The following is a 22493-nucleotide window of genomic DNA, read 5'->3' as shown; positions in this document are numbered from 1 at the left end:
GAGGTCGGCAAGTGGGCCACTAACTCTTATGATAAGAGTTAGTGGCCCACACGACAAGAACTTTTCGGCGCTTGAACAGGGAAGGCGGCGGGCCACTTGCGTGAAAACGTACCGTCGATGTCCGCGTGGCTCTTATAATGAGACTCACCCTCGGCGACGATTGCCGAGGCTAATCAGGGAAATGGTTCATGCGCTCGAAGGGTTTTGACGGAATGGTGTGCCCGATTGCCGGTGTTATGGCGGCGATCGGTGACCGATGGGGCTTGCTGATACTGCGCGACCTGGTCTGCGGCTTGAGCCGTTACGACGAGTTCCGCCAGTCGTCCGGCATAACCAACGCAACGCTCAGCGACCGGCTCAAGCATCTGGAGGCCAACGGCCTCGTTGAGCGCAGGCGCTATCAGGCGAATCCCGAGCGATTTGAATATCTGCTGACTCACAAAGGCTGGCAGATCGCCCCCGTGATGCCGGTACTCGCGCAGATTGGGGACAGTCTGGAAGTTTCCGGAGCCTCGGCGCCTCCGATGAAGTTCGTGAATCGAAAGACAGGGGCCGAGGTACGGTGGAGCTTTATCGATCAGGAGACGGGGGAGCAGACCAACCCGGCGGATCTGGAGATCCAGGCAGGTCCCGGCGCGGACGAGTCGGTCCGCTGGCGGCTGTCGCAAGGTAATCAACGTCGTCAGAAGGCAGACGGAAACAGATCTCCCGCGAAATAGATCGTTTGAATGAGTGCGTTGGTTCCCGCGCTGGTTCGGGATGAGTCGTTTCCAGGAGAACTACTATCGGGACGGCTTTGACGGCTGCGAGAACGGCGGAACAGGGGCGGTCGCGTGCCGCCGACGGTCTCGTCGCACGACAGGACTGCTTTCCTCGATAACAATCACGCTTCCTGCGCAAGCCGGAACAGGACGTCAGCGAGGGCGCGAATCTTGGACTGTGCGGCGCGTTGGGAGGGGTAGACGACGAAGTACGACAAGCCGTTTTGCGCCACGTCGATAAAAGGCGTCACCAGTGTCTTTGCCCGCAGGCGGTCCCTCGCCATCCGGGGATCGCCTATTGCAACTCCATGCCCTTCCGCCGCAGCGGTGAGCGTCAATTCGAGGGTATCGAAAACGAGCCCACGGTCCGCGTCGATGTGCCGTGCCCCGACGCTGTCCAGCCAGCATCGCCACTCCTCGTGGCCGCGCCCAGGATGGAGCAATGTGACATCTGCAAGGTCGGCTGCCGAGCCAAGCGATGCGGCCATTTCGCTTGTGCACATCGGTGTGAGTTGCTCGGCAAACAACGGAACCGCGTCCATACCCGCCCACTGCCCGGTTCCACGAACAACGATGGCGTCGACGTCAGGCGTGGTGAAATCCGGCGTGTCGTCCGCGGATGTGGAGATGCGCAGTTCTGTTCCGGGCAACGCGTGATGGATGTCTGCCAGCCGCGGGAGCAACCAGCGAATTGCGAACGTGGACGGCAACCGCACGGTAACGACAGACGCTGTGCTGGCGTGAATGTCCGCGTGTTGAACCAGTTGCGTGAGTACGCTTACGGCCACGGTCAACAGTTGGCTTCCTTCCGCCGTCAGCGTCAGCCCCGACGCGTGGCGCACGAAAAGTGCACACCGGTAGTGCGCTTCCAGCTGCTGGATCTGACGGCTCACCGCGCCCTGCGTTCGGCACAGATGGTCAGCGGCTTTGCTGATGCTCCCGAGTTGCGCCGCGGCGACGAATGACTGGAACGCTGTCAGCGGCGGCAGCGCCCGCGTAAGGTCGGCTAATGGATATGCATGGGTTGCATACCCGGGTTGCGGATTTTTCGATTGTTCGGTCATCGGTGCATCGCTATCGTGCCTGCATCGGATGCGCGTCCGCTCGAACGCGCGGAGTTGTCAACGAATGATCGGAGAATGAAGATGGTCTCATCGTCGGAAGCACTATACACGCGGCAGGTTCGCAACTATCTCGGCGAGTTGGAGCGCGGCGATGTCGCGGCGATCTGCGCGTTGTTCACGCCGGACGCCCAGATCTTCTCGCCGTTTCTCGGCTGGATGCGCCCTGCGCCATTCTTTGCGAAGGTCAGCGCAGCGTCTGGAGAAAGCAGAATAACGCCTATCGACATCTGCGTTAGCACGACGGGAGCCCGACGTGCGACCGGATACTTCGTCTATGACTGGGGGCTAAAAGATGGGACCGCGGTGCGTTTCGAGTGCGTCGATGTTTTCGAATTCGACGACGATGGGCTCATCGAGCGGATGGTCATCGTCTACGATACCCATCCGATTCGCAGCACGGTCGGCGACAAATACGCGTAGCTCACGGCTTGACGGGATTCGCGCCTGGATTTGCGAGGACCGTTGCTACAACGCTTCTGTCAGATGCCCGGGCTAGGATCTTGTTCGCTTGTCTTCCGTGCGTGCTTCGAAATCGCTTGCGTCATGACGCTCGTGAAGTTGCGTCGCGGGGTCGCCATAGACGCGATTGACCATACGGCCGCGCTGGACGGCAGGCCGTCGATAGATTTCGTCTGCCCATCTCTGAACGTGCTTGTACTCATCCACGGACAGGAATTCAGCTGCATCGTATAGCCATCCTTTCGCAAGCCCGCCGTACCAGGGCCAGACGGCGATGTCAGCAATCGTGTATTGATCGCCTGCGAGGAATCGATTCTCCGCAAGTCGCTTGTCCAGTACATCCAGTTGGCGTTTCGTCTCCATTGTGAACCGGTTGATTGGATATTCCATTTTGGTCGGCGCGTAGGCGTAGAAATGTCCAAAACCGCCTCCGACGTAAGGGGCGCTGCCCATCTGCCAGAACAACCAGGACAGGCATTCAGCACGTTGTGAAGGGTCGCGAGGAATAAACGCGCCGAATTTCTCCGCGAGGTACAGGAGAATCGCGCCTGACTCAAAGACGCGCACGGGTTCGGTGCCACTGCGATCAACGAGGGCAGGAATCTTGGAATTTGGATTTGCCTCGACGAATCCGCTTCCAAACTGCTCACCGTCAGCGATTCTGATAAGCCATGCATCGTACTCGGCACCGACATGGCCTGCCGAGAGGAGCTCCTCCAGCATTACGGTCACCTTCACGCCATTTGGCGTCCCGAGCGAATACAGTTGAAGGGGATGTCTGCCGACAGGCAGCGCTTTCTCATGCGTAGCGCCTGAAACCGGACGATTGATACTGGCGAAACGCCCGCCGTTTTGCTTGTCCCAGCTCCACACCTTTGGCGGCACAAATTCAGACTGATCGTTCATTCCCTATCCTTATCGCAAAGCGCACCATACGGAGCTTAACAAAGCGACGGAGAACCTGCCGACGGTCTGTTCATGCGATCAGCGGCCCGCGGGACATTCAGGCGGCTGTCACGGTGTCAGGGGCAATGCCCGTTTCGGTGGCGCATTCAACGGCTCGATCGCGAAGCTCGCGGCCGCATGCGCCTGTGAAGGCGGTGATCTCCGACGTCGGAAGGGACAAGGAGAGCAATGGCGGCCTGTTTGTGTTGCAAGACGGCGCCATCACGATACGCGCGGCGTTTTTGGCGCTGACGCTTCACAGCGTCAGCGCACTCTCTCAACCGTGCGTCAGAAGTCGAAGCCAGGACCACCCGCGCCCGGACCGCCCGGCGCAGCAGCGGGCGCTGCGTCCTTGGGCGCTTCATGCACGGTGGCGTCCGTCGTCAGCAGCAGGCTGGCCACGGATGCCGCATTTTGCAGCGCAGTACGCGTGACCTTGGTCGGATCGACGACACCCGTTTCGACGAGATCGCCGTACTGACCCGTGGCCGCGTTGTAGCCGTAGTTGCCCGAACCTTCCGCGACCTTGGCGACGATTACGCTCGCTTCCTCGCCTGCATTCGCGACGATCTGGCGCAGCGGTTCTTCGAGCGCACGGCGCACGATGTTGATGCCGGCATTCTGGTCGGCATTCGCGCCCTTCAGCTCGGCGATCGCCTGCTTCACGCGGATCAACGCCACGCCGCCGCCCGGCACGATGCCTTCTTCGACGGCCGCGCGCGTAGCGTGCAGCGCATCGTCGACGCGATCTTTCTTCTCTTTCACTTCGATCTCGGTCGCGCCGCCCACCTTGATGACGGCCACGCCGCCCGCAAGCTTCGCCACCCGTTCCTGCAGCTTCTCGCGGTCGTAGTCGGACGTTGCCTCGGCGATCTGCGCGCGAATCTGCTTCACGCGTGCCTCGATGTTGACTTTCTCACCTGCGCCGTCAATGACCGTGGTGTTCTCCTTGCCGACCTCGATGCGCTTGGCCTGGCCCAGTTCGGCGAGCGTGGCTTTTTCGAGCGTCAAGCCGGTCTCTTCTGCGATCACCTGGCCGCCCGTCAGAATCGCGATGTCTTCGAGCAGTGCCTTGCGACGGTCGCCGAAGCCGGGCGCCTTGACGGCCACTGTCTTCAGGATGCCGCGAATGTTGTTCACGACCAGCGTCGCGAGCGCTTCGCCTTCCACGTCTTCTGCGATGATCAGCAGCGGGCGTCCCGACTTCGCCACCTGTTCGAGCACGGGCAGCAGATCGCGGATGTTCGAGACCTTCTTGTCGTGCAGCAGGATGAACGGCTCTTCGAGCACGGCGAGCTGGCGGTCCTGATTGTTGATGAAGTACGGCGACAGATAGCCGCGATCGAATTGCAGGCCTTCGACCACGTCGAGTTCGTCGGCCAGCGACTTGCCGTCTTCGACGGTGATCACGCCTTCCTTGCCGACGCGGTCGATGGCTTCTGCAATGCGCTGACCGATCGATTCTTCACCGTTTGCCGAGATGGTCGCAACCTGTGCAATCTCCTTGCTGGTGGTGGTCGGCTTGCTGATCTTCGCGAGTTCTTCGACGGCGGCGATCACCGCCTTGTCGATGCCGCGTTTCAGATCGAGCGGATTGAGTCCTGCCGCCACGTACTTCTGGCCCTCGCGCACGATGGCCTGCGCGAGCACGGTGGCCGTCGTCGTGCCGTCACCTGCGGCATCGCTGGTTTTCGACGCGACTTCCTTCACGAGTTGCGCGCCGATGTTCTGCAACTTGTCCGCAAGCTCGATTTCTTTTGCCACGGACACGCCGTCCTTGGTGACGATGGGACTGCCGAAACTCCGTTCGAGCACGACATTGCGGCCTTTCGGGCCGAGCGTCACCTTGACGGCATTGGCGAGCAGGTTGACGCCTTCCACCAGTTTCGAGCGTGCGTGATCGCTGAAAGCGACTTCTTTGGCTGCCATGATTGAATTCTCCTCAGGATTGAACGACCGCGACGATATCTTCTTCGCGCAGCACCAGCAGTTCGTTGCCGTCGACCTTCACCGACTGGCCCGAGTACTTGCCGAACAGCACGCGTTCGCCGACCTTCAGATCGGGTTCGATACGCTTGCCGTCGTCGCCGCGACGGCCCGGCCCGACGGCCACGATTTCGCCCTGATCCGGCTTTTCGGCGGCGCTATCGGGAATCACGATGCCCGATGCAGTACGGGTTTCCTGATCGAGACGCTTCACGATCACGCGATCATGTAACGGACGCAAACTCATCTGTTCCTTCCTTCCAGGCAAATGAAAAATGGGACTCTCGCTGGCACTCTCATGCGGCGAGTGCTGACTGAGAGCCGAGTATAAAAAGCGAGCTGTGCACGCTCCAATAATCGTTTTGCAGAAACTTAACCGGCCGCGCGAGATTAGCAATGCACGTAGCGGCGTATAGACACAAAGGTGCGCTACGCGGTCTGGCGCATATCGTTATCGGCTTTTGTTGGTTGCAGCGCCGTGTTGGCGGCGCTTAGTCTGGAGGGCTGTGAACCTGTCCGGAGACTGTCGATGAGTACGATTCCCGCCGCCCCGCACGACGCTGCCAGCGGCGCCGACGATGCGGAACTCGACGCACGCTTTGCGCCTGTATTCGAGCGGATTGCCGCCGGCAGCATCGAGCGCGAGCAGAATCGGGAACTCGCCTACGAAGCCGTGCGCTGGCTGAAGGAAGCGGGATTTACCGCGTTGCGCGTGCCGAAGCGTTATGGCGGCAGCGGCGTGAGCCTGCCGCAATTCTTTCGTCTTTTGACGCGGCTCGGCGAGGCCGATTCGAATCTGCCGCAGATCTTGCGGCTGAATTCGGGCTTTATCGAAAGCCGGCTCGAAAGCGATGACGAAGCACTGCGCGAGCGCTGGCTGCCGAAGATCGCGGCGGGCGAAACCGTTGGTGCGGCGATCTCCGAACGTACGGGCAGCACGCACAACACCGTCACACTGGTAGCGGACAAGGGCGGCAATGGCTGGTGGCTGAATGGCGAGAAGTACTACAGCACGGGCGCGCTCTACGCGGACTGGATCGACGTTGCCGCCCATGACGGCACCGACGACGTGCGCGTGGTGGTGCGCGCGGACGCACCGGGTGTCGCGCGCATCGACGATTGGGACGGATTTGGCCAGCGTCTGACGGCAAGCGGCACGACGCGCTTCGAGTCGGTGCATGTGACAGACGATCAGCTGCTGGTGCGTTACAAGGCGTCGGAGCCGCGCCGCAATACTTCATTGACGGCGTTCTATCAGACCGTCCATCTTGCGACGCTGACAGGCATTGCGCGCGCCGTGCTGCGTGACGGCGTGGCCTTTGCGCACGGGCACACGCGAACCTTCGGCGTACCTGGCCGCTCCAGTCCGCGTGACAATCCGCTTGTGCATCGCGTAGTCGGGCGCCTCGCCAGTCTCGCGTATTCGGCGGAGAGCATCACGGCATCGGTCGCGCGCTCGCTGGAAAGCGCCTATCAGGCGCGACTCGCAGGACACGCAACGAAGGAAACGTATATCGCGCTCGATATCGAGGCGTACCAGGCGCAGCAAATCGTGATCGAACAGGTGCTGGAAGCGGCAACGTTGGTGTTCGAAGTGGGCGGCGCCTCAGCAACCAGCGAAACGCGACGGCTGGACCGTCACTGGCGCAATGCGCGCGTGCTGGCTTCGCATAACCCGGCGATCCAGCGTGAAGCGGCCGTAGGCAATTATCATCTGAACGGCACGCCGTCCAACGAACGCTTCAGTCTCGCGCATTCGCGCAGTGAACTGGAGCGCGCAGTGGCCGGTCAAGCGGTTGCCGTCAACGGATAACTCGGTGAGAAAGCCGGGAAAGCGGTCCCCGCGTGCCGTGCCGCGACGCGCATGCACAAAGCGCCACGGTTGCGAGTTATACGAAGCGGGCGCCCGGCGCGCCGCTTCGAGGAAGGTCAGCAGCGAGGCTCAGGCGCATCCGACGTAACGGACCGGTTCACTGCGTGTCAACAACGCGTCGGCGTGATGCAGGGATCTACTGATCCCGCATCGCCACGTCACTCGACAGGCGCGCGGCAATGGCGCGCGCCGCGAGATCCAGCAGAAAACCCAGCACGCCGATTACGAGGATGACGGCCGTCAGCTCCGAATACGCGAGCCGGTCGCGGGTATCGAGAATCAGATAGCCGAGTCCCGCGCTCACGCCGAGCATTTCCGCAGGCACCAGCACGATCCACAAGATGCCGATAGCGAGTCGCACGCCAGTGAGCACATGTGCAGCGACGCCCGGCACATAGATATGCCAGAGCATTTCCGCGCGCGTGGCGGCGAGGCTTTCGCCAAGCTGGATCCAGCGCCGGTCCAGATGTGCGACGCCTGACGCCGTGCTCATCACGAGCGGCCACACAGCGGCGAACGCGAGCAGAAAATACACCGCACGATCGCCGACGCCGAGCGACATCACGGCCAGCGGCATCCACGAAAGCGGCGAGATCATGCGCAGGAATTGCAAGGTGGGCGAGAGCGTCTGTTCGAGCCAGCGCAAACGGCCGATGGCGAAACCCAGTGGCACGCCGACCACGAGCGCCCATGCAAGTCCGACGGCAATGCGCTTGAGACTGGTCGCCACATGCACGAGCAACTGATCGCTGGTGATAAGGGCAGGCAGGGCTTCCAGCGCGCGCTGCGGCGCGAACTGCGCGGCCATCGCGTTGTGGTCCGCGAGCAGCGTGACGGCGAGCCACCAGAGCGCCAAGGCGGCGGCCAGGCCCGCGGCGCCGAGCACGACACTGCGCCAATGCGCGGACGCCGGCCTGCGGCTGCGTACCGGTGACGAAGCGTCACGCACGAGCACGCTAGACAACGATCGTCTCCTTGCGGGAATAGCTGGCATCCTGACCGAACGCCGCGAGGCCGCCCGATGCTTCGATGCTCTTCTTCACGAAGCGGTCATCGACGAGATCGCTTGCGACCTGTTTCGGATCGAGCGACGCGAGGAACTGGCTCGCGCCTTCCACCTGGGTCGTTTTCAGCCGGCGCACGAGTTCTTCCGTGTAGCTTGGATACGGATAGGGCTGGAAGTCGATCCGCTTCGAGTTCCAGTCGGCGTGCTGGATCGCATGGTCGCCGAGATAACGGCCGTGATCGGCGGCCTGTGGCGCCAGCACGCGCGCGAGCAGTTGCGGTGCGTGCGGCGTGTAGTGATTCGGACCTTCTTTCGAGAGCAGCTTTGCGGCCTCTTGCGGATTGGCGCGCGTCCACAGTTGCGCCTTGACGATGGCATCGACCACCTTCTGCGACCAGGCCGCGCGCTGTGTCAGATCCTGCTCGTGCATGAAGATCACACAGCACGCGTGATTGCGCCACACGTCGCCCGTGAAACGCAGAATCTTGCCGACGTTCAGTTGCTCGGCGGCCGCATTGAACGGCTCGGCGACGATATAACCCGCAATCTGTTTCGACGCCAGCGCGGGTGGCATGTCGGAAGGCGGCATGACGATTAGGTTGACTTCCTTCGGCCCGGGCGTACCCGAATGCTTCAGCACGGGCGTGAGGCCCTGCGCGCGCAACAGGTCTTGCAGCACGACGTTATGCACCGAATACCAGAACGGCACGGCAACCGTTTTGCCGCCGAGATCCGCCACCGTGTTTACCTCGGGCGAAACCGTCAATGCCGATCCGTTCACGTGATTCCATGCCACCACCTTCGCGGGTGCCTTGCTGCCATAGCGTGCCCACACTGTCATCGGAGAAAGCAGATGCACCACGTTGACCTGTCCCGACAGGAATGCCTCGACGAGTTGCGCCCAACTGCGCAACAGCGTGGGCTTTTCCGCCCGGACGCCTGCTGCGTCGAAATACCCGTTGTTATGGGCGACGAGCAGCGGCGTTGCATCGGTGATGGGCAGGTAGCCGATGCGCACGGGCGCATCGGGATCGACGGCAGCGCGCGCGTCGAGCGATTTCAGCAGCGGCGCCGCGCCTGCGACGGTGAAGAGTGACGCGAGCTTGAGCCATTCGCGTCGTGACATCGGTACGTTGCACATGAAGATTCCCCGCTTGTGTGTGCCGGATTCAGGCTGCCGCTGATATCGAGTTTTGCAGCGCCTGAAGGATGGATATGCGCAACTCGCCGAGCGAGCGCAACTGGGTGTGGCGCGGCTGCGGCAGTTCGATTGCCCAGCGTCCGACGAGCGTGCCGCGATTGCCGAGCAGCACGATCTGATCGGCGACCAGCAGCGCTTCGTCGATGTCGTGCGTGACGAACAGCGCGGATGCGCCTGTGTTGCGCACGGCGGCGACCAGAAGCTGCTGCATGTCGGCGCGGGTCACTTCGTCCAGCGCGCCGAACGGTTCATCGAGCAGCAATGCGCGTGGCTCGCGCGCGAGGCAGCGTGCCAGCGCGACGCGCTGCGCCATGCCGCCGGAGAGCTGCGACGGCAGCCAGTGACGGGCATGTTCCAGCCCGACGGCGGCCAGCGCTTTCGTCACGCGTTCCTTGCGGACCGTGCGCGCGAGTTGCGGTTGACGCGCGAAGGTCAGCCCGAAAGCCACGTTGCGCTCGACCGTGAGCCACGGCAGCAGACACGGATCCTGAAACGCGAGAGCGACTTCGGGGCGCGGTCCATCGACCGTTGCGCCATCGACGCGAATCGCGCCGGACGTGGTTCGCGTCAGGCCCGCGATGGCCCGCAATAGCGACGACTTGCCGCAACCGCTCGGTCCGAGCAGCGCAACGAGTTCGCCCGGCGCGACCGCCAGGTCGACGCCATTCAGCACACCGCGCGTGGCATAGCGCAGTGTGACGCCGCTCGCGACGATATGCGCGCCTTGCGTCATGCCGCTGCCGCCCGTCGATGCCGCGCGAGTTGCGACTTCAGTTGCACGAGGCTCGGCGTCACGATGGGAATGAACGATGCCTCGCGCACACGCCGCGCGCCGCCGCTCTGACCACGCAGATAACCGCGCCCACCCGTCGCCTGCACTTCGAGCGAGACGGCTTGCGTGACGGTATCGACGAGTGCGATGCGCAGTTCGAACATCGTTGCGGGCGCGTTGAAGAAGGTGCCGTCGAGCACGCCCTGCTTCAGTTGCGACGACTGATTGGCGAGTGTCGCTTCCAGCTCGTGAATTTCTTCATGGATCGATCCGCGCGACGCTTCGCTCGCTTCCAGCGTGGCGAGCAACGCGCGTCGCGCGAGTCCGATCGACATTCCGCATTGCAGGCCGAGAAATGCCGGACGCACCCGGGCGAGCCAAACGGGTGCGTTGGCGGCGAGGCGATACGTGTCGTCGAGCACCGTGCCGTTGACGCGCAGCGCAGCCGTATTGCTCGCGCGCAGGGCGATCAGGTCGAGATCGTCGCTGCGCTCGACGCCGGGTGCATCGTGCGGGATTGCAAAGATGGAGGGCGGCGAGCCGTCGTCGTGATCGAAGGCTGCGGCGGCGATGAAGCCTTCACGCCGCAGGTTAGTGATCCACGGCAGGCTGCCGTTCAGCGCGAATGCGTCGCCGCTGCGTGCCGCGTGCATCTGCAAGGGCTCGATATCGGACAGATACTTCATCGCATTCGACAACCCTGTAGCGCCCGCGATCTCGCCCGCCAGAAGCGCTGCCAGCCACCGTGTGCGCAGTGCCTCGTTCTCGCTTTGCAACACGTATTCGATGAAGGTGCGATGCCCCCACAGAACGAAGGCCGCGGTCAGCGAGCGTTGTGCGACGGCGGCGACCGTATCGATTGCGTCCGCGATGCTGCCGCCCGCGCCGCCCAGCGCTTCGGGCACGCCCGCCGCAACGGCACGCGAGCGCACCAGTTGCGGCAGCACCTCTGACGCACGGGATGCGTCGACGTCGAGTGCCTCGGCGTTCGCGTCGAGCCACGCGTCGAGCGCCTCGAAGCTCACGGGCCCGCTCATGCGGCCTGCGCCTTCGGCTCCCAGCGATACGCTTCGAGCTGCGGATTCAACTCGTTGCGCGCCAGGTTGTTCGCGAAGTTGCACAGCGTCGCTAGGCTCACGCCGAGAATCACTTCGAGTGCGTTGGCGTCGCTGTAACCGGCGGATTTGAACGCGGCGAAGGCTTCGTCGGACACGGCGCCACGCGTGGCGATCACTTCACGCGCGAACGCGGCAACGGCATGCAGACGCACGTCGGACACGGTGCCTTGCGCACGGATTTCATCCACAATCGCTTCGGGCAATTGCGCCTTCTTCAGCGCGACAGCCGTATGGCCGGCGACACAAAAACCGCAGCCGTGAATCGCGGCGGCCGTGATTTGCACGACTTCGCGTTCGGCCAGCGTGAGACCGCTGCGTGAATTGATTTCGCCGACGGTCAGATAGGTCTCGAGTGCAGTGGGCGCATTGGCAAGGGCCGCAACCAGATTCGGCAGAAAGCCATTCGCGGCTTGCGACTTCTGAAGAAACGGGCGGCTGGCTTCGGGCGCGCTTTCGATGGTTTGGAGAGGCAGACGGCTCATGGCATCCTCGATCGGAAAGCCTCATTGTTGACGCCGCCACCCGAGCCGGCAATGCGCCGCCGTCTCGCTTTCATGCGCATTCGTCTCAACTCAATGGACGGGCGTCTGTGCGACGCCTGCGGGCTCGCGGCGACATGTACCCGGCGGCAGGCCCGTGACGCGTTTGAAGGCCTGTGCAAAGGCGGATTCCGACTGATAGCCGACGTGCTCCGCCGTGCTGAGGGTGGATGCGCCGTGCCTCAACATTTCCGCCGCGACCTTCATGCGCAGCAGCGCGAGAAACTGCGCAGGAGGTTGTCCGCACACTTGCGCAAACTGCTTGCAGAAACGCGCGCGCGACATGTGGCAAAACGCCGCCATCGTGTGTGTGGTCCAGTCGTCGCCGGGTTTCTCGATGATCGCGCTGACGAGCGGCGTAAATTCAGAGCGCCGCATCACCGACCACAGGCCCGGCGCGAAATCGTCGGCGCTCGCGACGGCGCGCAGTGCATAGAAGAACAGCGCGTCCGTCAGACGATTGATGAGCGGCGAGGGTGCGTCTTGGGCACGGGCGGCTTCCACGCGGATCAGATCGAATAGCGTGCGCGCGCCGGCCAGCTTCGTGTCGTCATGGCGTGCGAGGATGTGATCGGGCAGCAGACCGGTGATCGCTTCGCCGAGATCGGAACGGAATTCGAAGAAGCCGCACGCCAGCGCGATGCCATCGTGTGAACCGTCGAGCGTGTCGAGCGGCATCATGGCGCCGATACGCACAGCGTATTCGTCGTCGGATGGAGCGTTGGGGGCGGGCGTCAGGCAATGTGCCATGTCGTGCATCAGGAACACGGCGTCGCCCGCGACGAGCCGTGTGCTTTGCGCGGCGCGGCCTTCTTTGGCGGGGAGATGAAGCCAGCACGTGCCTTCCAGCACCAGATGAAAGCTCGCGCGCTGATGTCCCGCCGTCGACGCGCGATACGCCCCGCAGTAGCGCCCTACGTGAAACAGGGTGCTGCGCAGTTCGAGTCCGGAGAGCAGCCAGTCGGCGGCCTGTTCGGCGGAGGTCGGCATGATGAGCGTAGGCGGTGAAGCCATGGAAAGTCGATGGCGGACTCCGAGCTTAGCGTCGCGCCGCTGCGCCGTAAAACAAGCGATCGTCGAATGCATATGCGTTTGAGGTATATGCATTCCACCGTGGCGGGCGATTTCCGGCGGACTGGAGCGGATCTGTGCCCTACGTCACGCCAAGTTCGAACAGGCGATGTGTTTCATCGCGCCCGGTGCCGCCTGCGCGTGCCCGCTTCCAGCCGAGCGAACGGCCGTAGGCGCCAAGCGCGCCTTCGCGCGCGAGCTGTGCCTCGTCGACGGCCACGTGCTCGTTCGCGAACGGGTGCACGTACAGCGCGTCGGCGAGGCAGTACAGCTCGCACATGAAGCAGGTCTGGCATGCGTCGGGGCGGGCAATGACGGCAGCGCGATCAAGATGATGCCCATGATGACCACATCGGTTTCCAGAAACTGCCCGGCGGACTGGATCATGAAGCCGAGCCCGCGCGTGGCCGCGATCAGTTCCGCGGCAACCAGTACCGACCAGCCGACGCCCAGGCCGATACGAATGCCCGTCAGCACGTCCGGCGCAGCGGAAGGAACTTGCGCATCTATGAAGGCCGTCAGGATGCGTCGGAACAGCGCGAGCAGATTCAGCAGGCAATCAGCCTCGGCGTGTCGGCCATCATCGTCAATCATGGTTTGCCGGAGTCGCTGAAAGACGTCGTATGGGTGGCGACCGCGGCGACCAATCCCGCCGTGGTCGGGGCGGTGTCGGTGCGCGCTGCCTCGAGGAAGATGGCGAAGCGACTTCGCTGGGCGATCTGGGCTACTTCGCCAACCGGCAATCGGCGCTGGCGTTTGCCAGGCGCTGCGCCACCGCCTTTGCCGACGACGAGCCGATGCCGAAGCCGCCGTGCCAAATCGTGCATGTTACTGGCGCATCGCAGGTGAGCCTCAGTGAGGCCGCTGAAAATGCGGCGCCAGACGAGCGCGCAGCGAGCGTCGTGGCGGCGTAGCGTCGTAGCGGGCACACATGGGTACGGCGGGGCCGCTGCAGGCCATGGTCTGTCGTGTGCCGACGCGGAGGGCGTGACCATGGCGACGCTCTGAAGGAATGACAGGAAATTTTGAAAACGGTATATATCGTATTGTTCGTTGCGTTGGAAGGCGGCGCGCTGTTGACTGCCCGGCACACGGTCCAGTCGCGGCGCACGCGCTGAAAGCATGAAGCGCTGATTGACCAGCGCGTATTTGTTGCGGGGAGAATTACGATGAAGCTTTCTCACAAACTCGAATCAGGCAAGGCTGGTCCGGTGTGGGGCGTTGCGTTCGGTCTGATCATTACGTCGGTGGGCCTGGGGCTCTGGTGTGACGCGAAGTTTTCGGCGTCAGCTGGACAGTTCACCGAGTCGGTGTCGGTAGCGGCGATACTAGTCGGCGTCCTTGCAGCTAGCTACGCAGTACACGAGCTTCGTCACCGCAATTAGCGAATTTCCGGATTCGGTCAGTTCGGTAGTCAGATCTCCATACCTTCGAACCCGAGACCGACACCCGTTGATACATGGAATCGCGGTCGCGAATCTTATAGGATCTGTCTTGCGGTTTGGCGTTCAGCAACCGCGGGCAGGTCGGCCTCGTGGAGTTCTCCTCGACGGACAACTCGCATAGATTTCACCCGTAATTTACCCGCGAACTGATCGGAAGCGAACGGACTGTCCCAGATCAAACCGGACGGGTCTCCATAAACCGGATGCGCGATCCTGGCGAACGAATAACGTCTCAACCACTCGCTATAGCCCTTTACCAGAAATCCTCCCGAGCGCTCTATATACTGCTGCCGGGACGCGTCATAAACTTTCCGCAGGGCAAACCACGGCACATGCGGCAAGTCGTGATGAACCAGATGGTAGTTATTATTCAGAAACAGTAGACGCCAGCACCACGCAGCCTCGTTGATCACCGATCGATGCTCATGCAACTCCGCATCGCGATGCTCCTGAAACGAACGCACGGAACTCAACGCCAGCGCCGGATACCCGACCCCCGCGATAAACAGCCAAGGCGCAATCCCGCACTGACGATCAAGCCAGACAGCGAGCACAACAAGCGCCGCAATATGCGCCGCCCACGCAGGCACATCAGCCCAATCACCCCGGGCAACCTTCCGCAACGCCTGCGTCGACGTCGCCGCAATCGAAAACGCCGGCCCGAGCAACAGCCGCCCCGCGAAAGTATTCCGCGCAATCAGCAGCACACGGGTGAGCATCCCCGCCTGCCGCCAGGCCTCGCGACTAACAAAATAACTTTCAGGATCGACTTCGGGATGCGTCAGATGCGCATCGTCGTGATGCTGCAAATGCAGATCGCGATACACCCGATACGGAAACCACACGGCGAGCGGCGCAAACCCGATCAGTCCGTTGACGAACGGCGAGCGCGTCGGATGCCCGTGCAGCAACTCATGCTGCAGCGACATGTACCACGCGCTGAACACGGCGAGCAGCGGAATCGCAATGCTCAGACCCAACCCGCGCGCGTGGCTCGCGATGAAAAACCATCCGCCGTAGATCGCCCCGATCAGGAGCCACGTCGGCCATTCGGTGCGCCATGTGAAGCTGTTGCGGCGTTGCGTGAGCGCGTGGCGTTGTGCGTCGTCGAGATAGAAAGACATCGGCGGATCGGTCGTATTGCAGTTCACCGATCCTAAAGGCGCATCCGCCGTCGCCGAACCAATTTGTTCGGCAAAGCTTGTGAGTAAAGCGGATTTGGCTCCCGTTATACGGGCGTATTGAACAAATGCTCAGCGCTTTTACCGATGCATGCCGATTCTGCACGCGTGATCGAGCATGCCCTCCGCCGTGCCGCTGCCGTCGTCGAGTTCCAGGCCGCTGTTGACGACCAGCCAGCCGTCGCTGTCCTTCGGCCCCGCGCCCGTCACGAGGATGGTCTGCTGCGCCATCGCGTCACTGCCTTGCCGGTCGCGTGCGACGATGCGGAACGGGTCGTTGTCGCCCGTCAGCGACAGCACGCGCATCACGCGGTACGCGCTGCCGTCGAGCTTCGTCCAGTGCCACTGGCCCGGCTCGATCGTGCGAAAGCGCGCGAGGTCCTTGATGATGTCGTCCTGCATGCAGTCCATATGAATATGCAACTGGTTCTGCGTGCGGCGGAACTGCGAGTTGATTTCGAGGCCGAGCTGATCGGGCGGAAACGTCAGGCCGATGCGCGATCCGACGTACTGCCGCGCGGCCCACGCGTCGGCCCAGTAGTCGGGCGCATCGGCGGCGAGCACGCTCGGGCTCTCGATGCCCGCCACGCGGTCCGTCGGAATCAGCAAATATTGCGTGTTGCCGTTGATGTCCTTGAGGATCGCGTAGCGTCCGGGCAGATTGACGGCCGTGCAGAAGCCCGCGCCGCCCGACGCGCGCGCGGCGGGCACGCACTGGTGATCGACGATCTTCCAGAGCGCGTTGGGATCGGCGGCGGCGATGAGCGCACAGCCGGACGTGCACAGCGCGACGGCGAGCGCCGCGAGGTGCCTGATGCGTGGTCGGATCATGAGGCGTCAGATAGTCGGGGCGGGGACCGCGCCGAGCAGCGCTTCGAACGCAATGCCGATGGCAAGCAGCCGGCGGTCGCTGCCAAGCGGTCCATCCAGTTCGATGCCTACGGGCAAGCCGTCCTGCGTCAGGCCGGCGGGCAGCGACAGGCCCGGGATGCCGGCGTTGCTGGCGGGATCGGTATTGCGCAGATAGGCGGTCATTTCGTCGATGGCGGGCGCGCCGTCGATCGACACGACGGACGAGCCGTTCACTTCGTCGATCGGCACGGCGGCAAGGCGTGTGGTCGGAAAAAGCAGTGCGTCGAGGCGTTCGGCCGCGAACGTGTCCGCATAATGCCGTTGCAATTGCGGACGCCACGTGTTCATCGCGTCGGCATAGTGCTGCGCCAGCGCGCCCGCCAGCACGACGTCGTAGATATTGCGCACGTCCGGGCTGGCGATGCGCGCCGCGAGCTCGCCGACCGTCCGGACGGGCGCATCGTTGGCGACGAGGTAGTCGCGCACGTCGTCGAGCGCTTCGTGGATCGCGATCGGACCGCCCGTTTGCTCGTTGAGCCGCAGCAGGTCGGGCATCGCGACGGGCACGAACGTGACGCCCGCGGCAGCGAGCGTCGTCAGCGCGGCGCGTGCGACGTCTTCCGTCGCGCCTTCGAGATCGGCCCACAGCGGTTCGGGCAAGCCGATGCGCAGCGCCGGCAACGGCACGTCGGGCAGCGCGGTATCGCCCGTAATCACGCCGTCGAGCAGCGCGACGTCGGCGACCGTGCGTGCCATCGGCCCGACGGTATCGCGCGTGTGGCTGATCGGGACAACGGCATGCGGGTCGTGATAGCGGCGCTCGGCGCCGCCGTTGCCCACCGACGGGCGGAAGCCCGCAATCCCCGTGAGCGCGGCGGGAATGCGCGTCGAACCGCCCGTGTCGCTGCCGAGGCCGGCAGGGCACACGCGCGCGGCGACGGCAACGGCCGTGCCGCCTGACGAGCCGCCCGCGATCAGCGACGGGTCGTAAGGATTGCGCACGACGCCCGCATGCGGGGCCAGATTCGCGCTCGTGATGCCGAACGCGAGTTCGTGCATGTTGGTCTTGCCGAGCACGATCGCGCCCGCGTCGATCAGCTTGCGCACGGAGGGCGCGTCCGTTTTCGGCTTGAACCCGTCGAGCGCGGGCGTGCCCGCCGAGGTCAGCAGACCCGCCGTGTTGATGTTGTCCTTGATGACGACGGGCAGGCCCGCGAGCGGTAGCCGGGCTTTTTCGTCGGGCGGGAGCGCGTCGATGCGCTTCGCGGCGGCGAGCGCGCCTTCCATGTCGATGGCGGTGAACGCATTGAGCGTGCCGAGTGCTGCGGCGCGCGCGAGCAGGGTTGCGACGTAGTCGAGTGCGTCGAGCCGGCCGGACTGGATGGCGGCAACGGCCTGCGTTGCGCTCAGCGCGAGTTGCTCATCGACGGTCCATTGCATGTGGTCTGTCTCCCTGGATTGATACGTGTCGTAAGTGCGCCGGCGCGCGCGGCTCGCCGATGTGCTTCAGCAATCGTGCCGCTGCTCGCGCCTGCGGCGGCCTACTTGCGCATCAGGCGCAGCGCGAGGCGCGCGAGCGCGGGAACGAGCGCCGGACGGACTAGCCGCTTGTCGTAGCCGGCCATCCGTTGGTCGTTTTCCTGGAGACAGAGTTCGATCAGCTGACGCGTCGAGAGTGCCTGGCCGATCGTCGAGCTATTGGCGGGCAGGAAGTTCGAGTCGTGCGCGACGCCGTCCGAGTCGATGCCCTTCGCAATCGCGACGCGGTCCCAGATCAGCTTGACCCAGATCGCGCCGACGCGCAGCGAGTGCCACGGCCGGCGCCACCACGGCATCGTGCGGCGATACCAAGCGACCCAGTTGACGAAAAAGAGAATGTGGCGCGCTTCTTCCTGAATCACGGGCTCGAAGGTTTCGACCAGTTCTTCCGGGAAATAGCCCGACAGCTGCGCGGAGCGGAACAGCCCGAACGCGAAGAAACTGTCGATGCACTCGCTGTAGCCCGTGAACATCCACGCCCATTCGGCGTCGCGGGGGGCGGGATACTGCGGTTCGGGCGCGAGCTCGATGCCGTAGGCGGCGACCAGGCGCGACAAAACGTGCTTGTGGCGCGCCTCTTCAGCCGCGTCCATTTCGATCGCTTCGCGGATCAGCGGGTCCTGCACCTGCGCGGCATATGTGGCGACGCGAATCGACGCGCGGCCTTCCGTCTGCACGGCGATGTCCCAGATCGGCAGGGACGTGATGCGCTTGAGCGCATCGGGCGGCAATTGCGGCCAGTCGATAACGGCTGGCTTGTAAGGGTTATGCGTTTCTAGAAGCATCCGGCAGAACATCTGCTTGTGTTCGTCGGAGCCGACCCGCATGCGTGCGTGGCCATCGAAGGTCCAGTTGCGCAGCGCGTGATCGTGAGCGGCCTCTGCTTCTGTTACCAGGGTGTCTGACATGTCAGGCGGAAACGTGGCTAGTTATTCCGCCTATTCTGTCATAACCCGTCAATTTGTGGCGTCGAGCGGGCATGCGCCGTGCTGCGGGACGTCTTTACGCGCTGCGTGCCGTCAAAAATTGCAATGGGCCTGCGTGCTTACTGATGGCTGTCGATCCAGAGCCGGCCCCAACGGAACGCATACGCAAGCGCGTGCTCTTCGTCGAAGAAATAGTCGAGCGCGTCGAACGAGTAGGCGTGTCCGCCGCTGGCGGCCGTGGCTTTCTCGATGGTGAGGTTCGCTGCGAAGAGCCCGTTGGGCAGGCGCTGTGCAGCGGGGGCCACTTCGTAGCCCTTGTAGCGGATATGTCTGTTCATCTGTTTCATGTTCGATCGCCTCCCCGCGACGAATGGCGCGCAGCACGGCGATCAGTTAATCGAAGCGGGCAGGGACTAGCGTAGGCTGGGCCGTGGAGCGCGTGAACCAATCATTCGTCGCAAGCAAATCACGGGCGGCCAGGGAACGGTCTGCGGGGATCTGGATGAGGCGTTATCGCGTGCGTTGTCGCGATGATGCGGCGGCGGGGGCGGCCGGTCTGTTGTTTTGACCACGATCGCGTCGCCGCGCGTGTTGGCCAGCGCACGCAGCGAGACACTGCGGCTGCATGGTATGAGCGGGCGGCGTGAGCGTGAAGAAGCGTTGACGCAGCGTTGACGCGCACGCGCAATGCCGGGCGCCGTCTGGATGCGGCACATGGCATTGCGCGTGCGGAGGCGGCGAATCAGTTCGCCAGTGCGAGAACGCGCTTGGGTCGCGTGTCGTCGGCGTCGCTCGCCGGCGTGGCGGAGGCCGCGCCGGCGCCGTCCGCGTGATGTGAGGCGTGATGCGAGCGGAACGCGAGCGCGAATTGCGAGGCCTGCTGGCCGACTATCGACAGCTGTTCGACCACCTTCGGATCGGAGCAGGTATCGGCGGATTCGAAACGCGTTTCGAGCGTGTTGATGCCCGCGCCGAACGGCGTTGGCCAGCCGCGCAACGCATGCACGATGGAGCGCAGCGACGTCAGCACCGAGCCCGCCGCCTGCCACCCATATGCGGTGACGATGCAGCCGACCGCGCGGCCGTCGAGGTACGGGCGCTCGTCGGCACGCAGTTCTTCGAGCGTGTCGAGCGCATTTTTCACGAGGCCGGACACGCCGCCGTGATAACCGGGTGTCGCGATGATGAGCGCGTCGGCGTGACGCACGGCCTCGATCAACTCGATCTGTTCGTCGGTGCGTTGGGTGCTTTCGGGCGCATAGTGCGGCAGGCTGTGCAGGAATGTGCCGCCAAACAGACGCGTACGTGCGCCCGCCTGTTCCGCGCCGCGCAGCGCAAAGCCGAGCGCGCGCTCAGTAGACGATGCAGCGCGCGTGGTGCCGCCGATGCCGATCACGAGCGGGCGGCGGTTCTGGTCGAAACGGGTCAACTTCAAGCTCCTTGCTGCAGTGGCGGCCGGCCGGATGCATGTTCGACGCCTGTGGCGTGTCCCATGCGAACGGGCCTCTGGACCTGAACCGCCATGTTAGTGACCGATCGTACCAGCGGGAAACGACTTTTTGTTCTAACGATATAACGGCGAAAGGGTTATCGGCTGCGCGCGGCGGCGTGGATTGCTTGTGCAAAAGGCTTCGTTGGAACGGGGACGGGCGGGCGCTAAGATGAAACCGTCTCCTCCATGAGAACTCCTTGACATGGGATTGGCCCCGGATTCGCAAGAATCCGGGGCTTTTTTTTGCCTTCGGAGAAACCGGCGCGCGCGCTTACTGCGGCAACGGCACGATTCGCCGTGCGCCGAGCATATTGTCGTCGGCCGTCATCTGCCGCGATTCGGGCGTCACGCACACGGTGTCGCCGTCGAACGCCGCGCGCCACACGAAGCCCTGTTTGCAGGTGTCCGGCCCATAGGCGCCGCCGTTCGGCATGCGGTTGTCCGAGGCGGCGCGGTTTTCGGCGAGGATGCGCGATTGCGTGTCGGGCGTCACGCACACCTTGTCGCGGGGTTGCGCCTGGCGCCAGACGAACGGCTTGACGCACGCGCCGCGATCGTGCGCGGCCCGCTGCAAAGCCTTCTTCGACACCATCTGATCGCCTTTGCCCGCCTGATTGCCGGGCGTCGACGCCGTCGTCGCCGGGACGGGCTCCGATGCGACAATAGCCGGGTTCGCTTTTGCCTCGTGAGCAGACCCTGAGATCTTCAATACGACTGCGCCCATCAGGGCGACGGCCGCGACCGCGCCGCCGATCGTCCATATGTGCGCGTGACCTTTGCCCGCGTTTGCGTTCGGGCTGGGTATTGCGTGCGGCGTGGCGGCGGAGGCGGGCTCGCCGGGGGCGTCGACTGCGCGCGTGCGCAAGGTCCGGATCAGCAGCTCCACGTCGCTGTCCCAGCGTGCGTGTGTCAGCTCGAAGGCATTGCGGTAGGCGAGGTCCTTGATATCGGCGGGCAGATCGGCTTCCTGCGGCATCGTCGCACCTTGCACCAGCACGGGTATCACGGTCACGTCGCGCTTGAGCGCCGACGACGTTTCGAGCCGCACGAAGTCGTTTGGATTGTCGATGCGCCGTTTGCCTTCCCGGTCTGTGACGGTGAGCCAGGTCCGTCCGATCAGCGCGAGCAGTACGGCGCACTTGTCGATGTTGGTCTCGATTGCGCGCCGGAAGTCGGCGCCCGGCTCGATCGTTGCAACGTCCATGAAGACGGTGTGTTCGCCGAACACTTCGCGCAACGATTCGAACAGGCGGCCAGCCTGGCCTTCCGTATCCTCGCGCCGGTAACTGATGAAAATGGGCCGCATCGAACGATTCCTCCCTCATCGGGTTGAACGGCGAGCCGATCCTGCAATTCAAATGCTCTTTTATTAAAGCAGAGCGCGCCGTGTCCTGTTAGCGTTGCATGGTGGGTGATGGCGCGGTGCCGCGCGCAACGGAACGAGGTGAACTTGGATGACGGGTGCCAGTGCAAACCAGGTCGTGCTCTTTTGCGGCCATATGATCGATGCGCCAGGGCGCGCTTCCGAGCGGTTCCCTGCGCGTCTCGAGGAATTGGTCGCGCGGGCCATTGCGGGCGAACTGGACGCGATAGGCGCGGGCGCGGGGGACATCGGACTGTGCAGTGCCGCGTGCGGCGGCGATCTGCTGTTCGCGAGCGCCGCGCTCGACCGGGGCGTGACGCTGCGCGTCTATCTGCCTTTCGATGAAGGGACTTTCATCGAGCGATCGGTCGCGACGGGCGGGGAGCGGTGGGTGGCGCTGTATCGTCGCGTGACTGAAGCGACGGGGTGTATTTTTGCCGATGATGTGTTGGGGCCTTTGGCGCCGGGCGACGATGCGTTCACGCGCAACAATTTGCTGATGTTGTCGGATGCCGAGAGTGTTCGCGCGAATGTGCTTCGGTTGCTGTGTGTGTGGGACGGTAAGCGCGGCGACGGGCCGGGCGGTACGTATGATCTCGTGAAAGCCGTCGAGGCGCGGCATGGGGAAGTGCGGAGAATCGATACGGAGGAGTTGTTGCGGGTTAAGGGCCCTTGAACGAGGGCGTGCGTTTTCGGTTTTTTGCCTTTGTGCTGGTATTCGGGAATTGCTTTTGCTTTTGCGCTGGCATCCGGGATTTGCTTTTGCTTTTGCTGGCATCCGCGCTTCGCTGGCATCCGCGTTACGTTAGCGTGCTTCACGCGTCGCCCCTGTGCGGGGCG

Annotated in this window: 24 protein-coding genes and 3 pseudogenes; 7 read left to right on the top strand and 20 right to left on the bottom strand. The window is 63.6% G+C overall.

Annotated elements, in window-relative coordinates; all coding sequences use genetic code 11:
- Positions 1–188 precede the first annotated feature (188 nt).
- Positions 189–719 carry a winged helix-turn-helix transcriptional regulator gene (locus tag KFO72_RS23960; RefSeq protein WP_054933845.1) on the top strand — a complete coding sequence of 177 codons (531 nt, stop codon included), beginning with the start codon at positions 189–191 and terminating at the stop codon, positions 717–719.
- Positions 720–883: 164 nt separating this feature from the next.
- Here the strand turns inward: KFO72_RS23960 and KFO72_RS23955 are convergent, their stop codons facing one another.
- Complete coding sequence (locus KFO72_RS23955; protein WP_107201652.1) at positions 884–1825, bottom strand: LysR substrate-binding domain-containing protein; 942 nt, start codon at positions 1823–1825, stop codon at positions 884–886.
- An 81-nt stretch (positions 1826–1906) separates the two neighbouring features.
- On the opposite strand from KFO72_RS23955, the gene KFO72_RS23950 reads away from it, so the two are divergent.
- Positions 1907–2305 (top strand): nuclear transport factor 2 family protein, encoded by a 399-nt coding sequence (locus tag KFO72_RS23950; RefSeq protein WP_176053815.1) that lies wholly within the window; start codon positions 1907–1909, stop codon positions 2303–2305.
- Between the two features lie 72 nt (positions 2306–2377).
- On the opposite strand, the gene yghU is transcribed toward KFO72_RS23950, so the two are convergent.
- From yghU to groES, 3 genes are all read right to left on the bottom strand, one after another.
- Complete coding sequence (gene yghU, locus KFO72_RS23945; RefSeq protein ID WP_054933848.1) at positions 2378–3250, bottom strand: glutathione-dependent disulfide-bond oxidoreductase; 873 nt, start codon at positions 3248–3250, stop codon at positions 2378–2380.
- A gap of 327 nt (positions 3251–3577) precedes the next feature.
- Positions 3578–5218 carry a chaperonin GroEL gene (groL, locus tag KFO72_RS23940; RefSeq protein WP_054933849.1) on the bottom strand — a complete coding sequence of 547 codons (1641 nt, stop codon included), beginning with the start codon at positions 5216–5218 and terminating at the stop codon, positions 3578–3580.
- 13 nt (positions 5219–5231) lie between these two features.
- On the bottom strand, positions 5232–5522 hold the full coding sequence (groES, locus tag KFO72_RS23935) for a co-chaperone GroES (RefSeq protein ID WP_035994677.1): 291 nt from the start codon (positions 5520–5522) through the stop codon (positions 5232–5234).
- A gap of 282 nt (positions 5523–5804) precedes the next feature.
- Here groES and KFO72_RS23930 point away from each other — a divergent pair, with 282 nt between their 5' ends.
- Positions 5805–7088: an acyl-CoA dehydrogenase family protein gene (locus KFO72_RS23930; RefSeq protein ID WP_225033187.1), complete on the top strand. Its 1284-nt coding sequence runs from the start codon at positions 5805–5807 to the stop codon at positions 7086–7088.
- Here the strand turns inward: KFO72_RS23930 and KFO72_RS23925 are convergent.
- The 9 genes and pseudogenes from KFO72_RS23925 to KFO72_RS23885 form a co-directional block, all read right to left on the bottom strand.
- Positions 6987–7217, bottom strand: a pseudogene (locus KFO72_RS23925) (nitroreductase family protein); the annotation flags it as partial. The gene KFO72_RS23930 and the pseudogene KFO72_RS23925 overlap by 102 nt on opposite strands.
- 67 nt (positions 7218–7284) lie before the next feature.
- Entirely contained in the window at positions 7285–8112 is an 828-nt protein-coding gene (locus KFO72_RS23920; protein WP_263627788.1) for an ABC transporter permease, read from the bottom strand.
- Entirely contained in the window at positions 8105–9295 is a 1191-nt protein-coding gene (locus tag KFO72_RS23915; protein ID WP_176053762.1) for an ABC transporter substrate-binding protein, read from the bottom strand. Before KFO72_RS23915 ends, KFO72_RS23920 begins: the two co-directional genes overlap by 8 nt.
- Before the next feature lie 28 nt (positions 9296–9323).
- Positions 9324–10088: an ABC transporter ATP-binding protein gene (locus KFO72_RS23910; protein WP_054933853.1), complete on the bottom strand. Its 765-nt coding sequence runs from the start codon at positions 10086–10088 to the stop codon at positions 9324–9326.
- Positions 10085–11164: an acyl-CoA dehydrogenase family protein gene (locus tag KFO72_RS23905; protein WP_225033186.1), complete on the bottom strand. Its 1080-nt coding sequence runs from the start codon at positions 11162–11164 to the stop codon at positions 10085–10087. The genes KFO72_RS23910 and KFO72_RS23905 overlap by 4 nt, the downstream gene beginning before the upstream one ends.
- Entirely contained in the window at positions 11161–11727 is a 567-nt protein-coding gene (locus tag KFO72_RS23900) for a carboxymuconolactone decarboxylase family protein (RefSeq protein WP_054933855.1), read from the bottom strand. The genes KFO72_RS23905 and KFO72_RS23900 overlap by 4 nt, the downstream gene beginning before the upstream one ends.
- 90 nt (positions 11728–11817) lie before the next feature.
- Positions 11818–12798: an AraC family transcriptional regulator gene (locus tag KFO72_RS23895; RefSeq protein ID WP_412101799.1), complete on the bottom strand. Its 981-nt coding sequence runs from the start codon at positions 12796–12798 to the stop codon at positions 11818–11820.
- A gap of 139 nt (positions 12799–12937) precedes the next feature.
- Positions 12938–13135, bottom strand: coding sequence for a hypothetical protein (locus tag KFO72_RS23890; RefSeq protein WP_225033203.1), 198 nt, complete (start codon positions 13133–13135; stop codon positions 12938–12940).
- A gap of 29 nt (positions 13136–13164) precedes the next feature.
- A pseudogene (locus KFO72_RS23885) lies at positions 13165–13353 on the bottom strand (taurine ABC transporter permease); the annotation flags it as partial.
- Between KFO72_RS23885 and KFO72_RS23880 the strand changes: the two are divergent.
- The 3 genes and pseudogenes from KFO72_RS23880 to KFO72_RS23870 form a co-directional block, all read left to right on the top strand.
- Positions 13345–13479 (top strand): annotated as a pseudogene (locus KFO72_RS23880) (sugar ABC transporter substrate-binding protein); the annotation flags it as partial. The pseudogenes KFO72_RS23885 and KFO72_RS23880 sit on opposite strands and share 9 nt — an antisense overlap.
- Positions 13479–13769 (top strand): hypothetical protein, encoded by a 291-nt coding sequence (locus tag KFO72_RS23875; RefSeq protein ID WP_156516709.1) that lies wholly within the window; start codon positions 13479–13481, stop codon positions 13767–13769. The pseudogene KFO72_RS23880 and the gene KFO72_RS23875, both read left to right, overlap by 1 nt.
- 255 nt (positions 13770–14024) lie before the next feature.
- Positions 14025–14240: a hypothetical protein gene (locus KFO72_RS23870; protein ID WP_060605699.1), complete on the top strand. Its 216-nt coding sequence runs from the start codon at positions 14025–14027 to the stop codon at positions 14238–14240.
- Between the two features lie 95 nt (positions 14241–14335).
- Here KFO72_RS23870 and KFO72_RS23865 read toward each other — a convergent pair whose 3' ends face one another.
- The 7 genes from KFO72_RS23865 to KFO72_RS23835 all read right to left on the bottom strand — a co-directional run bounded on the left by KFO72_RS23865 (position 14336) and on the right by KFO72_RS23835 (position 21596).
- Positions 14336–15424: a fatty acid desaturase gene (locus KFO72_RS23865; protein ID WP_060607178.1), complete on the bottom strand. Its 1089-nt coding sequence runs from the start codon at positions 15422–15424 to the stop codon at positions 14336–14338.
- 138 nt (positions 15425–15562) lie between these two features.
- On the bottom strand, positions 15563–16312 hold the full coding sequence (locus KFO72_RS23860) for a CDP-diacylglycerol diphosphatase (protein WP_054933859.1): 750 nt from the start codon (positions 16310–16312) through the stop codon (positions 15563–15565).
- Positions 16313–16318: 6 nt separating this feature from the next.
- Positions 16319–17773, bottom strand: a complete 1455-nt coding sequence (gene iaaH, locus KFO72_RS23855) for an indoleacetamide hydrolase (protein WP_225033185.1) — start codon at positions 17771–17773, stop codon at positions 16319–16321.
- 101 nt (positions 17774–17874) lie between these two features.
- Positions 17875–18780 carry a hypothetical protein gene (locus KFO72_RS23850; protein ID WP_054933861.1) on the bottom strand — a complete coding sequence of 302 codons (906 nt, stop codon included), beginning with the start codon at positions 18778–18780 and terminating at the stop codon, positions 17875–17877.
- Between the two features lie 137 nt (positions 18781–18917).
- A complete protein-coding gene (locus tag KFO72_RS23845) occupies positions 18918–19136 on the bottom strand; it encodes a hypothetical protein (RefSeq protein WP_009769690.1) in 219 nt (72 codons plus the stop codon).
- A gap of 404 nt (positions 19137–19540) precedes the next feature.
- Entirely contained in the window at positions 19541–20227 is a 687-nt protein-coding gene (locus KFO72_RS23840) for an NADPH-dependent FMN reductase (RefSeq protein WP_062917445.1), read from the bottom strand.
- A gap of 334 nt (positions 20228–20561) precedes the next feature.
- A complete protein-coding gene (locus tag KFO72_RS23835; protein ID WP_225033184.1) occupies positions 20562–21596 on the bottom strand; it encodes a toll/interleukin-1 receptor domain-containing protein in 1035 nt (344 codons plus the stop codon).
- A gap of 148 nt (positions 21597–21744) precedes the next feature.
- Here KFO72_RS23835 and KFO72_RS23830 point away from each other — a divergent pair, with 148 nt between their 5' ends.
- Positions 21745–22329 carry a hypothetical protein gene (locus KFO72_RS23830; protein WP_225033183.1) on the top strand — a complete coding sequence of 195 codons (585 nt, stop codon included), beginning with the start codon at positions 21745–21747 and terminating at the stop codon, positions 22327–22329.
- Positions 22330–22493 lie beyond the last annotated feature (164 nt).

Origin of the sequence: Paraburkholderia sp. XV, from assembly GCF_020177535.1 — a bacterium.
Lineage (GTDB): Bacteria > Pseudomonadota > Gammaproteobacteria > Burkholderiales > Burkholderiaceae > Paraburkholderia > Paraburkholderia caribensis.
The sequence above is the reverse complement of the archived record's forward strand: the minus strand, read 5'-3'. Positions and strand labels throughout refer to the sequence as shown.

What these genes read in the sequence shown, in the direction of transcription:
- KFO72_RS23960 (WP_054933845.1), top strand. Translation starts at nt 189, where the DNA reads ATGCGCTCGAAGGGTTTTGACGGAATGGTGTGCCCGATTGCCGGTGTT.
- KFO72_RS23955 (WP_107201652.1), bottom strand. Translation starts at nt 1,825, where the DNA reads ATGACCGAACAATCGAAAAATCCGCAACCCGGGTATGCAACCCATGCA.
- KFO72_RS23950 (WP_176053815.1), top strand. Translation starts at nt 1,907, where the DNA reads ATGGTCTCATCGTCGGAAGCACTATACACGCGGCAGGTTCGCAACTAT.
- yghU (WP_054933848.1), bottom strand. Translation starts at nt 3,250, where the DNA reads ATGAACGATCAGTCTGAATTTGTGCCGCCAAAGGTGTGGAGCTGGGAC.
- groL (WP_054933849.1), bottom strand. Translation starts at nt 5,218, where the DNA reads ATGGCAGCCAAAGAAGTCGCTTTCAGCGATCACGCACGCTCGAAACTG.
- groES (WP_035994677.1), bottom strand. Translation starts at nt 5,522, where the DNA reads ATGAGTTTGCGTCCGTTACATGATCGCGTGATCGTGAAGCGTCTCGAT.
- KFO72_RS23930 (WP_225033187.1), top strand. Translation starts at nt 5,805, where the DNA reads ATGAGTACGATTCCCGCCGCCCCGCACGACGCTGCCAGCGGCGCCGAC.
- KFO72_RS23915 (WP_176053762.1), bottom strand. Translation starts at nt 9,295, where the DNA reads ATGTGCAACGTACCGATGTCACGACGCGAATGGCTCAAGCTCGCGTCA.
- KFO72_RS23910 (WP_054933853.1), bottom strand. Translation starts at nt 10,088, where the DNA reads ATGACGCAAGGCGCGCATATCGTCGCGAGCGGCGTCACACTGCGCTAT.
- KFO72_RS23905 (WP_225033186.1), bottom strand. Translation starts at nt 11,164, where the DNA reads ATGAGCGGGCCCGTGAGCTTCGAGGCGCTCGACGCGTGGCTCGACGCG.
- KFO72_RS23900 (WP_054933855.1), bottom strand. Translation starts at nt 11,727, where the DNA reads ATGAGCCGTCTGCCTCTCCAAACCATCGAAAGCGCGCCCGAAGCCAGC.
- KFO72_RS23895 (WP_412101799.1), bottom strand. Translation starts at nt 12,798, where the DNA reads ATGGCTTCACCGCCTACGCTCATCATGCCGACCTCCGCCGAACAGGCC.
- KFO72_RS23890 (WP_225033203.1), bottom strand. Translation starts at nt 13,135, where the DNA reads ATGTGCGAGCTGTACTGCCTCGCCGACGCGCTGTACGTGCACCCGTTC.
- KFO72_RS23875 (WP_156516709.1), top strand. Translation starts at nt 13,479, where the DNA reads ATGGGTGGCGACCGCGGCGACCAATCCCGCCGTGGTCGGGGCGGTGTC.
- KFO72_RS23870 (WP_060605699.1), top strand. Translation starts at nt 14,025, where the DNA reads ATGAAGCTTTCTCACAAACTCGAATCAGGCAAGGCTGGTCCGGTGTGG.
- KFO72_RS23865 (WP_060607178.1), bottom strand. Translation starts at nt 15,424, where the DNA reads ATGTCTTTCTATCTCGACGACGCACAACGCCACGCGCTCACGCAACGC.
- KFO72_RS23860 (WP_054933859.1), bottom strand. Translation starts at nt 16,312, where the DNA reads ATGATCCGACCACGCATCAGGCACCTCGCGGCGCTCGCCGTCGCGCTG.
- iaaH (WP_225033185.1), bottom strand. Translation starts at nt 17,773, where the DNA reads ATGCAATGGACCGTCGATGAGCAACTCGCGCTGAGCGCAACGCAGGCC.
- KFO72_RS23850 (WP_054933861.1), bottom strand. Translation starts at nt 18,780, where the DNA reads ATGTCAGACACCCTGGTAACAGAAGCAGAGGCCGCTCACGATCACGCG.
- KFO72_RS23845 (WP_009769690.1), bottom strand. Translation starts at nt 19,136, where the DNA reads ATGAACAGACATATCCGCTACAAGGGCTACGAAGTGGCCCCCGCTGCA.
- KFO72_RS23835 (WP_225033184.1), bottom strand. Translation starts at nt 21,596, where the DNA reads ATGCGGCCCATTTTCATCAGTTACCGGCGCGAGGATACGGAAGGCCAG.
- KFO72_RS23830 (WP_225033183.1), top strand. Translation starts at nt 21,745, where the DNA reads ATGACGGGTGCCAGTGCAAACCAGGTCGTGCTCTTTTGCGGCCATATG.